Annotated in this window: 10 protein-coding genes; 2 read left to right on the forward strand and 8 right to left on the reverse strand. The window is 73.8% G+C overall.

Going from position 1 to position 12,494, the window contains the following annotated elements; genetic code table 11:
- Nucleotides 1–93 precede the first annotated feature (93 nt).
- The 7 genes from ACIPYS_RS32210 to rsmI form a co-directional block, all read right to left on the reverse strand.
- The gene (locus tag ACIPYS_RS32210; RefSeq protein ID WP_400752826.1) at nt 94–1,029 is read right to left on the reverse strand and encodes a 4-(cytidine 5'-diphospho)-2-C-methyl-D-erythritol kinase; all 936 of its coding nucleotides are present in this window, start codon (nt 1,027–1,029) and stop codon (nt 94–96) included.
- 10 nt (nt 1,030–1,039) lie between these two features.
- Complete coding sequence (gene rsmA / locus ACIPYS_RS32215; protein ID WP_400752829.1) at nt 1,040–1,909, reverse strand: 16S rRNA (adenine(1518)-N(6)/adenine(1519)-N(6))-dimethyltransferase RsmA; 870 nt, start codon at nt 1,907–1,909, stop codon at nt 1,040–1,042.
- Between the two features lie 28 nt (nt 1,910–1,937).
- A complete protein-coding gene (locus ACIPYS_RS32220) occupies nt 1,938–2,561 on the reverse strand; it encodes a Uma2 family endonuclease (protein ID WP_400752832.1) in 624 nt (207 codons plus the stop codon).
- A 70-nt stretch (nt 2,562–2,631) separates the two neighbouring features.
- Nucleotides 2,632–3,510, reverse strand: a complete 879-nt coding sequence (locus ACIPYS_RS32225) for a TatD family hydrolase (protein WP_400752835.1) — start codon at nt 3,508–3,510, stop codon at nt 2,632–2,634.
- Nucleotides 3,511–3,542: 32 nt separating this feature from the next.
- The gene (gene metG, locus ACIPYS_RS32230) at nt 3,543–5,162 is read right to left on the reverse strand and encodes a methionine--tRNA ligase (protein ID WP_400752838.1); all 1,620 of its coding nucleotides are present in this window, start codon (nt 5,160–5,162) and stop codon (nt 3,543–3,545) included.
- Nucleotides 5,163–5,214: 52 nt separating this feature from the next.
- Nucleotides 5,215–5,664, reverse strand: a complete 450-nt coding sequence (locus ACIPYS_RS32235) for a hypothetical protein (RefSeq protein ID WP_093860804.1) — start codon at nt 5,662–5,664, stop codon at nt 5,215–5,217.
- Nucleotides 5,665–6,021: 357 nt separating this feature from the next.
- Complete coding sequence (gene rsmI, locus ACIPYS_RS32240) at nt 6,022–6,891, reverse strand: 16S rRNA (cytidine(1402)-2'-O)-methyltransferase (protein WP_093860805.1); 870 nt, start codon at nt 6,889–6,891, stop codon at nt 6,022–6,024.
- Nucleotides 6,892–6,988: 97 nt separating this feature from the next.
- Between rsmI and ACIPYS_RS32245 the strand changes: the two genes are divergently transcribed.
- Nucleotides 6,989–8,899 (forward strand): dolichyl-phosphate-mannose--protein mannosyltransferase, encoded by a 1,911-nt coding sequence (locus ACIPYS_RS32245; protein WP_400752843.1) that lies wholly within the window; start codon nt 6,989–6,991, stop codon nt 8,897–8,899.
- A gap of 192 nt (nt 8,900–9,091) precedes the next feature.
- Nucleotides 9,092–10,864 (forward strand): penicillin-binding transpeptidase domain-containing protein, encoded by a 1,773-nt coding sequence (locus ACIPYS_RS32250; RefSeq protein WP_093860806.1) that lies wholly within the window; start codon nt 9,092–9,094, stop codon nt 10,862–10,864.
- Between the two features lie 37 nt (nt 10,865–10,901).
- Here the strand turns inward: ACIPYS_RS32250 and ACIPYS_RS32255 are convergent, their stop codons facing one another.
- Entirely contained in the window at nt 10,902–12,314 is a 1,413-nt protein-coding gene (locus ACIPYS_RS32255) for a glycosyltransferase 87 family protein (RefSeq protein ID WP_400752847.1), read from the reverse strand.
- Nucleotides 12,315–12,494 lie beyond the last annotated feature (180 nt).

Raw genomic sequence — 12,494 nt, forward strand, 5'->3', positions numbered from 1 at the left:
CGGCCCGGCGTCCCGCCCGCCCCGCTCCGGCTGCCCGTCCGACCGGCTGCCCGTCCGGCCCGGCTGCCCGCCTGCCCGACCCGGCGTCCGCCGCTACTCCCCCGCCGTCACCGCCGCGCCCGGCACCGGCCCGTACGTGGCGTGCGCGGCGCGGCAGCTGCCGGAGGCCCGCAGCGCGGCCGCGACGGCCTCCGCGCCGTCGGCGTCCTTGGCCAGGAAGGCGCAGGTCGGCCCGGAGCCGGAGACCAGCGCACCGATCGCGCCGGCCTCGGTGCCCGCCCGCAGGGTGGCGGCGAGGGCGGGCCGCAGCGACAGGGCGGCCGGCTGGAGGTCGTTGGCCAGCGCGGCGGCCAGGGCGACGGCGTCGCCGTCGGCGAGGGCCGCGAGCAGCGCCGGGTCGGCGTCGGGGGTGACCACCTCGGTGTCGCTGGAGCCGGTGCCGGCCTCCTCGCGCAGGCGGTCGCACTCGCGGAAGACCGCGGGCGTCGACAGGCCGCCGTCGGCGACCGCGAAGACCCAGTGGTAGGTGCCGGCGACGGGCAGCGGCTCCAGGATCTCGCCCCGGCCGCGGCCCAGGGCGACGCCGCCGACCAGGGCGAACGGCACGTCCGAGCCGAGTTCGGCGGCGAGCTCCAGCAGCACCCCGACGGGTGTGCCGAGCCCCCACAGGGCGTCGCAGGCGACCAGCGCGGCAGCGCCGTCGGCGCTGCCGCCGGCCATGCCGCCGGCCACCGGGATGGCCTTGGCGATGTGCAGGTGCACGTCGGGGGCGGCGAGGCCGTGGTGGGCGGCGAGCAGCCGGGCGGCGCGGGCCGCGAGGTTGCTGTCGTCCAGCGGCACGGCGTCGGCGTCCGGCCCGGTGCAGCTGAGGGTGACACCCGTGCCGGGTTCGCCGGCCGTCGCGGTCACCTCGTCGCCGAGGGCGACCGCGAAGAAGACGTTGGCCAGGTCGTGGAAGCCGTCGGCGCGCAGGCCGCCGACCCCGAGCTGGACGTTGACCTTGGCGGGCACGCGTACCGTGACGGTCACTGGGAAACCCTTACTCCGGCTTGTGCTCGGCGATGGCGGCGAACTGCTCGACGGTGAGCATCTCGCCGCGCAGCTTGTGGTCGATGCCGGCGGCGGCGAGCGCCTGCTCGGCCCCGGCGGCGGAGCCGGCCCAGCCGGCCAGCGCGGCCCGCAGGGTCTTGCGGCGCTGGGCGAACGCGGCGTCGACGACCGCGAACACCTCCTCGCGGCTCGCGGTGGTGCTCGGCGGGTCGTGGCGGACCAGCGAGACCAGCCCGGAGTCGACGTTGGGGGCGGGCCAGAAGACGTTGCGGCCGATCGCTCCGGCGCGCTTCACCTCGGCGTACCAGTTGGCCTTGACCGAGGGGACGCCGTAGACCTTGTTGCCCGGCTTGGCGGCGAGCCGGTCGGCGACCTCGCTCTGCACCATGACCAGGGTCCGCTCGATGGTGGGGAAGGTGGCGAGCATGTGCAGCAGCACCGGCACGGCCACGTTGTACGGCAGGTTGGCGACCAGCGCGGTCGGCGCCGGGCCGGGCAGCTCGGTGACCACCATGGCGTCGCTGAACACCAGGTCGAAGGAGTCGGCCTTGCCGGGCATCCGGGCGGCGACGGTGTCCGGGAGGTGCCGGGCGAGCACCGGGTCGATCTCGACCGCGGTGACGTGCCGGGCGACCTCCAGCAGGGCGAGGGTCAGCGACCCGAGCCCGGGCCCGACCTCGACCACCGTGTCCTCGCCGGTCACCTCCGCGGCCCGGACGATCCGCCGCACGGTGTTGCCGTCGATGACGAAGTTCTGCCCGCGCTGCTTGGTCGGCTTCACGCCGAACGCTTCCGCGAGCGCCCGGATGTCCGCGGCGCCGAGCAGATTGTTGTCAGAGGTGGGGTCGGTGGTGCTCACCCGCCAAGGATACGGGCGCGCCGCCCCCTCACAGCTCGACGACCGCCGCGAGGTCGATCTCCACGGGGTACGGCACCGACGTCCGCAGCACGCCCTCGTGCTGGGCGACGGGCAGGTAGACACCCTTCTCCTCGTCCCGGTGGAACTCGTGCACGATCGGCAGGTTGTCGATTCCGCGCTCGACCCGCCAGTAGTACGGGATGCCCTTCTCGGCGTACTGCCCGGGCTTGCGGAACCGGTCGTTGGCCCGGGTCCCGTACGAGACGACCTCGACGGTCAGCACGACGGCCTCGGGCGGGAGGCACTCGAGCTCGAAGACGTCGATGCCGGTCTTGTCGAACACGACCACGTCCGGCTTGGTCGTGTTGTCCTCGTCGAGCAGCACACACCGCTCGACATTGGCCGCATAGGGAACGACCCGGGAGCCGCGCAGAACCGAATAGATCTCGTCCCGCACCTGGTCGTGCCACTGATTCGTCTGCCCCCGGACCACGATGACTCCGTCCACAAGATCCCAGTCGAACGGCAGATCAAGGTGCTTGGCCTGCTCGTACGTCCGCAGTTGGGACAGCGGGTGCGACGGTTCGTGACGATCCTCGACGGGTCCGTCGCTCGGCATGGCGGTCATGGCCACCTCCCTCACTGCACTCATGCTAGCCAGCCTAGGAAGCCACCAGGAGTGCCGAACCGTTCCTTCGGAACCCGACTTTCGTTCGATCGGATCAGTACCCGAAGGCCCGCGCCGTGTTCGCCGCGATCGCCGTGGCGAGGTCGTCCTCGTGCAGGCCCAGGGTGTCCGCCATCGAGCGCACCGTGACCGGGATCAGGTACGGCGCGTTGGGCCGGCCGCGGTAGGGGTGCGGGGTGAGGAAGGGGGCGTCGGTCTCGACCAGGACCCGGTCCAGCGGGGTCGCCGCCAGGGCGTCCCGCAGCGGCTGGTTGGCCTTGAAGGTGACCGGCCCGGCGAAGGAGAGGTACCAGCCGTGCTCGGCGCAGACCTTGGCCATCTCCGCGTCGCCGGAGTAGCAGTGGAAGACGGTCCGCTCCGGGGCGCCCTCCTCCAGCAGGACGGCGATGACGTCCTCGTGGGCGTCCCGGTCGTGGATCACCAGGGCCTTGCCGTGCCGCTTGGCCATCGCGATGTGGCGGCGGAACGACTCTTTCTGGATCTCCACGCCCTCCGGCCCGGTGCGGAAGTAGTCCAGGCCGGTCTCGCCGACCGCGCGGACGTGCGGCAGCGCCGCGAGCGCGTCGATCTCGGCGAGCGCCGCGTCGAGCGCGGCCTGCCCGCCCGGCTCGCGCCGCTGCCCGGACCAGCCGTCGGGGTCGCCGAGGAAGATCCTCGGCGCCTCGTTGGGGTGCAGGGCGACGGCGGCGTGCACCTGCTCGAACCGGGCCGCCAGTTCGGCGGCCCAGCGCGAGCCCGGCACGTCGCAGCCGACCTGGACGACGGTGGTCACCCCGACCGAGGCGGCCTTGGCGAGGCCCTCCTCGGGGGTGCCGGACTGCATGTCCAGATGGGTGTGCGAGTCCGCCACCGCCACCGCCAGCGGAGCCGGCAGCGGCGGCGGGGTGGAACGCTCGTCGTCCTTCTTCGGCATCGGTCGTCCTCCTCCGGCCCCGGGGTCGGCCCCTAGGCGGCCGGCTTCTCCTCGAGTCGCGGGAACAGGATCTCGCCCTTGGTGACGGTGGCGCCGACCGGCAGCAGGCCCCACTGCGCCGCCTGCACGACGGTCTGGCCCGCGAGCGCGCCCAGGCCCTCGGCGGCGCCCAGCGACTCCCACAGCTTCTCGGCGGTGGCCGGCATGACGGGGTTGAGCAGCACCGCGGTGGCCCGCAGCGACTCGGCCGCCGTGTAGAGGATGGTGGCCAGCCGGTCCCGGCCCTCGGCCGAGTCGTCCTTGGCGACCTTCCACGGCTCCTGCTCGGTGAGGTAGCCGTTGACCTGCTTGACGAACTCGAAGATCGCCGCGAGGCCCCCGGCGAAGTCCAGCTCCTCGCCGATCTTCCGGTCCGCGGTCGCGACCGCGGCCGCCAGGCCCTCGGCGACGGCCTGCTCGGCGGCGCCCGGCGCCGCCGCGGCCGGCAGCACGCCGTCGAAGTACTTGCCGACCATGGCCGCCACCCGGGAGGCGAGGTTGCCGAAGTCGTTCGCCAGCTCGGAGGTGTACCGGGCGGTGAAGTCCTCCCAGGAGAACGAGCCGTCGGTGCCGAACGGGATCGCCCGCAGGAAGTAGTAGCGGTAGGCGTCCACGCCGAAGTGCGAGGTCAGATCGGTGGGCGCGATGCCGGTCAGGTTGGACTTGGACATCTTCTCGCCGCCGACCATCAGCCAGCCGTTGGCGACGACCCGCTTCGGCAGCGGCAGCCCCGCGGCCATCAGCATCGCGGGCCAGATCACCGCGTGGAAGCGCAGGATGTCCTTGCCGACCAGGTGCACCGAGGCCGGCCACAGCTCGGCGAACCGCTCCGGGTCGGCGCCGTAGCCGGCCGCGGTGATGTAGTTCTGCAGCGCGTCCACCCACACGTACAGGACGTGCTTGTCGTCCCAGGGCAGCGGGACGCCCCAGTCGAAGGTGGAGCGGGAGATGGAGAGGTCCTGCAGGCCCTGCTCGACGAAGCGCAGCACCTCGTTGCGGGCCGTCTCGGGGGCGATGAAGCCGGGGTTCTCGGCGTAGAACTCCAGCAGCTTCGGGCCGTACGCGGAGAGGCGGAAGAAGTAGTTCTCCTCCTCCAGCCACTCGACCGGCTTCTTGTGGATCGGGCAGAGCTTCTCGCCCTCGGTGGCACCGTCGAGCAGTTCGGCGGGGAGCTTGTACTCCTCGCAGCCGACGCAGTACGGGCCGGAGTAACCGCCCTTGTAGATCTCGCCCTTGTCGTACAGGTCCTGGACGAACTCCTGCACCCGGGCGGTGTGGCGCTCCTGGGTGGTGCGGACGAAGTCGTCGTTGGCGATCTCCAGGTGCTGCCAGAGCGGCTTCCAGGCCTCCTCGACCAGCTTGTCGCACCACTCCTGCGGGGTGACGCCGTTGGCCTCCGCGGTGCGCAGGATCTTCTGACCGTGCTCGTCGGTGCCGGTCAGGTACCACACCCGCTCGCCGCGCTGGCGGTGCCAGCGGGTCAGCACGTCGCCCGCCACGGTGGTGTACGCGTGGCCCAGGTGGGGGCGATCGTTGACGTAGTAGATCGGGGTGGTGACGTAGTACGCGGGAGTGGTGCCCCCGGTGGTGCTGTGGTCTGCAGTGGCCGCCATGGTCGGCAAGCTTAGTCGGGCCCGGGTACGGGCCCGACCGCCGCTGCCACCGTCAGCCCCGCATCCGCGCCCAGAACCGCGCCCAGCGCCCGCCCGAGGGGGCGGTGCGGACCGGCCGCGCCGCGTCGGCGGGCAGGGCCGGCTCGGCGTGCGACGAGTACCCGGGGGCGTGCTGCCACGGCTGGTCCTGCCCGGCCACCCGGCCCTCGCGCATGATCCGGACGGTGTGGCCGCCGCAGCCCGGGCAGGCCGGCTTGAGCAGCGGCGACGGCACCCGGACTCCGTTGGCGTGGTACTCGAACACGACGCGCCCGTCCCGGGCCACGTGGTGCTCGATGTCGTACGCCTGCTCCCAGCCGTACCCGCAGCTCAGGCACACGAAGGAGTAGGCCTCCCGGACGGTCTCGACGGGGGTGTGCGACCGGCCGCTCGGGCCGGCGCCGCTCGGGCCGGGGTCGCTCAGGGCGTTGCCACCGCGGGGGCTACCGATCGTCTCGCTCATAGCCGTCTCCCAGCGCCCGCCGGGCGCTCGCCCGGCTGGGTCTTTCCATCCCAGCAAATGCCCGGAACGTCCCGGTCGATGCCCGTCTTGTGAAGACTTGGAGGGGGGTTGGGAAGCCCTATACGAAAGGGTGGGTCCTGTCCGAAAACCTCGACCGAAGCTTCAGCTCGACGGGCGTTTATCCGGGGCCTTCTCTCCAAGGTACGCGCCCGCAGGCCCGGCGGCACCTCGCCCACGAACCGTGCGTACTCGCAGCTCAGACGCCTGTCGAGGCGCTTTCCGACCGTTCCCCGGCCGTTCGACGACCGTTCCCGACCGGATCGCCCGCCGACGCCCCGGCCGGGGGCGGGCGACCGCTCAGCCGGCTCCGCCCGCGGCGGCGTTCTTGGCCGCCACCACCGCGTCGAACACCTCGCGCTTGGGCAGCGAGAGTTCGGCCGCGATCGCCGCGATCGCCTCCTTGCGCCGCTCCCCCGCCTCCTCCCGCACGGCCACCAGCCGGGCCAGCTCGGCCGGGCCCAGCTCCTTCGGCGCGGCCGGCGGCGCGCCCGCCACGACCACCGTGATCTCTCCCCTGACCCCCTCGGCCGCCCACGCGGCCAGATCGCCGAGCGGACCGCGCTTGACCTCCTCGTAGGTCTTGGTCAGCTCCCGGCAGACGGCGGCCGGCCGCTCGGGGCCGAACGCCTCCGCCATCGCGGCGAGCGCCTCCGCGATCCGGTGCGGGGCCTCGAAGAACACCATGGTGCGCGGCTCGGCGGCGATCGAGGCCAGCTGCCGGGCGCGGTCGCCGGTCTTGCGGGGCAGGAAGCCCTCGAAGGTGAACCGGTCGACCGGCAGCCCGGACAGCGCCAGCGCGGTGAGCACCGCGGACGGTCCCGGCACCGCGGTCACCTTGAGGTCCGCGGCCACGGCGGCGGCCACCAGCCGGTAGCCGGGGTCGGAGACGGACGGCATCCCGGCGTCGGTGACCAGCAGGACGCGGGCCCCGCCGAGCAGCGCCTCGACGAGCTCGGGGGTGCGCCCGACCTCGTTGCCCTCGAAGTAGGAGACCACCCGCCCGGCCGGGGTCACCCCGAGCGCCTGGGTGAGCCGGCGCAGCCGCCGGGTGTCCTCGGCCGCGATGACGTCCGCCGCGGCCAGCTCGGTGAGCAGCCTGGGCGGGGCGTCCGCGACGTCGCCGATGGGGGTTCCTGCCAGTACCAGTACTCCTGTCACGGACCCCATCCTTCCAGCAACCGGCCGCCGGGCGCTTTTGGTGACGATTCGGGCAGCTTCGGAGGGAGCCGTCCCAGCGTCATGACGCACCCCTACCATGTGGCGGATGAACGGCGACACGGCGGCGCAGACGCCCACTGGTACAGACCTCACCGCGCGGGGTGGCGTCGGCGGGCCGGTCCTGGCGGACCAGCCGTCGCCCGCCCTGCCGGGCCCGCGCGACCCGGCCGGCGACGCCGCCGACGGTCCCGGCGGCCCGGACGAGCCCGGCGGCCCCGCCCCCGACTCCCCGGACGGCTCCATACCCGCCCCGCCCCCGCCGCGCCCCGCCTGGCTGCGCGGCCTGGCCCGGTTCGGCTACGCCCCGGCCCCCGCCGCGACCACGGCCGAGCGCCTGGTCCCGCCGATGCCGGACGGCCCGGGCGTGACCCCGGAGCGGGTGCCGCCGTCCCCGCTGCTGCTCCGGCTCGGCCTCGCCCTGCCGGCACCGCTGTGGTCCTGGCTCTGCCGCTGGTCCGGCTGGCTCGGTCCGCTCGCGGTGACGCTGTTCGCCGGCGTGCTGCGGTTCGCCGACCTCGGCTCGCCGAACGCGATCGTCTTCGACGAGACGTACTACGCCAAGGACGCCTACGCGCTCTGGCACGGCGGCTACGAGATCAGCTGGCCGGACGGCGCCAACGAACAGATCATGTCCGGCGGCCCCGTCCCCTACCGATCGAACCCGTCGTACGTGGTGCACCCGCCGGTCGGCAAGTGGATCATCGGCGCCGGCGAGCAGCTGTTCGGGATGAACCCCTTCGGCTGGCGGTTCGCGGTGGCGCTGCTCGGCACCCTGTCGGTGCTGATGCTGGCGAGGATCGCCCGCCGGCTGTTCCGCTCGACCCTGCTGGGCTGCGTGGCGGGCCTGCTGCTCGCCGTCGACGGCCTGCACTTCGTGATGAGCCGGTCGGCGCTGCTGGACCTGGTGGTGATGTTCTGGATCGTCGCCGCCTTCGGCTTCCTGCTGCTGGACCGCGACCGTACCCGGGCCCGGATCGCCGCCCGGCTGAGCGCCCTCGGCGACGGCCTCCCGGACGCGGCGACCGCCCACCGGATGAACCTGGGCTGGCGCCCGTACCGGATCGCGGCCGGTGTCTGCGTCGGTCTGACCTGCGCGACCAAGTGGAGCGGCCTGTACGTGGCGGCCGCCTTCGGTCTGCTGACGGTGCTGTGGGACGCGGGCTCGCGCCGGCTGGCCGGGGCCGACCGCCCCTACCGGTGGACCCTGGTCCGGGACGCGGTACCGGCCTTCGTCTCGCTCGTGGTGGTCCCGGTGGCGGTCTACATCGCCTCCTGGTGGGGCTGGTTCGCCAGCAGCACGGTGCCGAACCAGGGCGGCTACGGCCGGGACTGGGCGGTCGGCCGCTCGACCGACTTCCCGTGGATCCCGGAGGGTCTGCGGGCGCTCTGGCACTACCACTCGACGGTCTACGACTTCCACACCCACCTGAGCGACCCGCACACCTACCAGTCGAACCCCTGGAGCTGGCTGGTGCTGGGCCGGCCGGTGTCCTTCTTCTACGAGTCGCCGAAGCAGGGCGCGGCCGGCTGCACGGTGAACGAGTGCGCCCGCGAGGTGCTCGGCATCGGCACCCCGCTGCTCTGGTGGACCGGTGTGATCGCCCTGGTCTACTGCCTGTGGCGGTGGGCGGCCCGGCGCGACTGGCGGGCCGGCGCGGTGCTCTGCGGCCTGGCCGCCGGCTACCTGCCCTGGTTCGCCTACCAGCAGCGGACGATCTTCCTGTTCTACGCGGTCTGCTTCGTGCCCTTCCTGGTGCTCGCGGTGACCATGCTGCTGGGGGCGCTGGTCGGACCCGCCGGGGCCTCCCGGGACCGCCGGATCATCGGCGGCACCGCGGCCGGCCTGGTGCTCCTGCTGATCATGTGGAATTTCCTCTTCTTCCACCCCCTGTACACGGGCGAGACGATCCCGATGGAGGACTGGCGCAAGCGGATGTGGTTCAACACCTGGATCTGACGCCGGGGGCGCGCCGGGGGCGGTGCCGGGCGGCGGAGCGTACCGGAGTGGTGCGCGACACGTACCAGATCCGTCACAAGACCCCGTCCTTTCACCGGGGCACGGAGTCAGGCTGCCTAGGGTGGACTCCGAACGCGCATCCGGCCACGTCCGGCTGCGGCCCGACCGCCTGACCCTTGGGGGAACATCACCATGCGCAATGGCGCGAAGACCGGCCTGATCACCGGCGTGGCCGTCGCCGTGCTCGCCGCGGGCGGCTACGGGGCGTACAGCCTCGTCGGCGGCTCCGACGACAAGGACGCCCCGGCCGCCAAGAAGGCGCGCACGGTGGTCGCCGAGCCCCCGAGCGCCGAGCAGGCGGCGGCGGGCACCAAGGACTTCCTGGACGCGTGGGCGGCCGGCGACATCGCCAAGGCGGCCTCGCTGACCGACGACCCGGCGGGCGCGACCACCGCGCTGACCGCGTTCCGGGACCAGGTCAAGCCGAGCGGGCTCACCCTGGCCCCGGCCGGGCCGGCCACCCCGGCGGCCTTCGCCGCGGCCACCGGCTCCCCGAGCGCCGCGCCCAAGGCCCCGACCACCGCCCCGGCCACGCCGACCCCCGGCGGCCCGCTCCCCACCGACTCGCCGTCGGCCTCCGCCCCAGCCGCCCCGACCGGGGTGCTGATGGGCTTCAAGGCCCGCGCCGAGTTCGAGGGCACCAACCGGGTCTGGGACTACAGCGGCTTCCTCGGCGTGGTGAAGATGAGCGACAACACCCCGGCCGTGCACTGGGCGCCCTCGGTGATCCACCCGCACCTGGCCCCGGGCGAGTCGATCGGCGTGCAGCCGCTGCCCCCGCTGGCCGGCAACGTGGTGGACCGCAACAACAAGCCGCTGAGCAGCCCCTCGATCACCCCGCTGATCCCGACCCTGCAGGCCAAGGTCGCCAAGCTGCTCGCGGACCAGAACAAGGACCAGAGCGACAACGGCACCGGCGTGGTGATCACCAACGCGGCCGACCCGAACAGCGTGCCGGACCGGCTGTTCACCATCGTCGACCCGAAGCCGCCGAAGCCGTTCAAGCTGACCATCGACAACACCCTGCAGGCCGCCGCCGAGAAGGCGATGACCGACCTGGGCGGCAAGAAGGGCTCGATCGTCGCCATCGAGCCGAGCACCGGCCAGGTCCTGGCCTTCGCCAACGCGCCGGTCACCGGTCTGAACCGGGCCTTCCAGGGCCAGCTCGCCCCGGGCTCCACGCTGAAGATCCTCACCTCCACCGCCCTGCTGGAGGCCGGGGTCAACCCGGACACCCCGGTGGCCTGCCCGACGCTGAGCAGCAACCCGAAGAAGATCCCGAACTCGTTCCCCGACGCGTACCCGAACAACACCCTGCAGCAGGACTTCATGATCTCCTGCAACACCGCCTTCATCGACCAGGGCCTGACCAGCCTCAAGCCGGGTGCGCTGACCACCACGGCCAAGGACGTGTACGGCATCGGCCTGAACTGGCAGACCGGTCTGCCCAGCTTCGACGCGGTGGTGCCGGACGCCGGCACCAACAAGGACGAGCAGGCCATGCAGTCGATCGGCCAGGGCAAGGTCCAGATGAACCCGCTGGCCATCGCCTCGATCACGGCCACCGTGCAGAGCGGCTCCTTCAAGCAGCCGATCCTGGTCGCCGAGCTGCCGCAGCAGAAGGCCCCCCGGGACCTCGGCCCCGACGTCGCCGGCAAGCTGCGCCAGATGATGGCCGCCACCGCCACCGGCGGCACCGCCAAGGACGTGATGGCCGGGATCTCCGACAACGCGGGCGCCAAGACCGGCTCGGCCGAGGCGACCGGCATCGCCACCACCAACAGCTGGTTCACCGCCTACCGGGGCAACCTGGCGATCGCCTCCGAGGTCGAGGGCGGCGGCCACGGCGTGGACGCGGCCGGCCCCGCCGTCGCCTCGATCATCAAGGCGGCCGGCAACCGCTGACCCGGGCGGCGCACGCCGACCCCGGACCGGGCCCGTCCTACCTCACCGGCAGGGCGGGCCCGGCCTGGTTGAGCAGGCAGGCCGGCCGGACCGGCGGCCGGGCGCCGCTCCACCGCCGGGCCGCCAGCCGGGGCCAGATCACCAGCACCGCCGGCAGCGCCAGGTACCCGAACCGCCCGGCCGGCGCCAGCATGAAGGCGATTGCCAGCCCGGTGGCCAGCAGGTCGGCGGCGGCGATCGCGGAGACCGGCGGCCGGGCCAGCAGCCAGATCGTCACCCCGAGCCCGCCCACGGTCAGCAGCACCAGCGAGGCGGTGTGCCCGGTGGGCCCGAAGCCGGCCAGCACCTTGCCGGGCAGCGGGCTGCCGGCCGGCGTCTGGATCGCGGTCAGCCCGAGCGGGAAGCGCACCACCTGGTCGCGCAGCTCCTCGGCCCGGGTCAGGACGTAGGGCACCATCACGGCGCACGCCGCGCCGAGCGCGGCGAGCCCGGCCCGGGCGGCCGGCCGTCGGCCGTAGAGCCGCCAGAGCAGCAGGACGGCCACCGGCAGCGCCGGCCAGACCGTCCACTTCAGCGTCCCGGCCAGGGCCAGCACCAGTCCGGCGGCGATGGTCCGGTCCCGCTCGGCCAGCGCCATCGCCAGGCAGCAGAGGCCGATCAGCGGCAGGTCCACCCCGCCGCCGACCAGCGCCAGCGCAACCAGCGGCGAGGCGGTGAGCACGGTCAGCGGCAGCAGCGGGGCACGGTCCCGGTTCGGCCGCAGCAGCCGCCAGCTCGCCAGCAGACAGGCGACGAAGGCCAGCGCGAACCAGATCCGGGCGTCCCCGGCCAGCCGCGCGAGCGCGTTGCCGTCGCCGAGCAGCGCCCGCGGCACCCCGAACAGCGACATCGCCGGCAGGTAGGGGTTGTAGTCGGTCACCACCACCGGATCCGGCAGGTAGGGGCTCCCGGTGCTGAAGAGCAGCCGCGCGGAGCGCTCGACCACCATCACCTCGGACTGGTGGCGGCCCTGCAGCACGAGGACCACCAGCGGCACCAGGACGGCGCCGAGCAGGGCCGCCGCGGCGGCGGCGCGGGCCGCGACCCGGCGCGGGAGGACCAGGCAGAACAGCCCGGCGAGCAGGTAGGCGGGGGCCGCGAGGGTGCCCCACAGACGCTGGTTGGGGAGGTCGGAGACGATCGGGAAGCCGGCCGCCCACCCGGCCGCGACCAGGCAGCCGAGCAGTTGGACGCCCCGGTGTCCGGCGAGCCGGGCCGGATTCAGCCGATCGGGCGGGGACGGCGGGCCCTCCTCGCCGCGCTGGCGGGGGAACGACCAGTGGCCCCGGTCTCCGGGCGGTCGTCCGGCTCCGGTCGGGGGCGCGGCCGGAACGGGCGCCGTCGGCGTCGTGCTCCGGCCGGTGAAGCGGCCGCGCGGGCGGGAGAAGCCGGGCGTGCGGGTGCTCACCATGGTGGAAGGTTAGGGCCGGGGGTGGTGCCCTGTCGCCATGTGGCGGGCACGAGTGTCCGGCGCCACGGGCCCGGGCCGCGGCCGGGACACCGGCGGGCGAACGGCCGGGAACAGCCGCGGGAACGCCCGTGCGGACGCGGACGGGGCCGCCCGGGGAGAGCTGTTCCCCGGACGGCCCCG

The organism is Kitasatospora sp. NPDC089913 (assembly GCF_044748625.1).
Taxonomy (GTDB): Bacteria; Actinomycetota; Actinomycetes; order Streptomycetales; family Streptomycetaceae; genus Kitasatospora.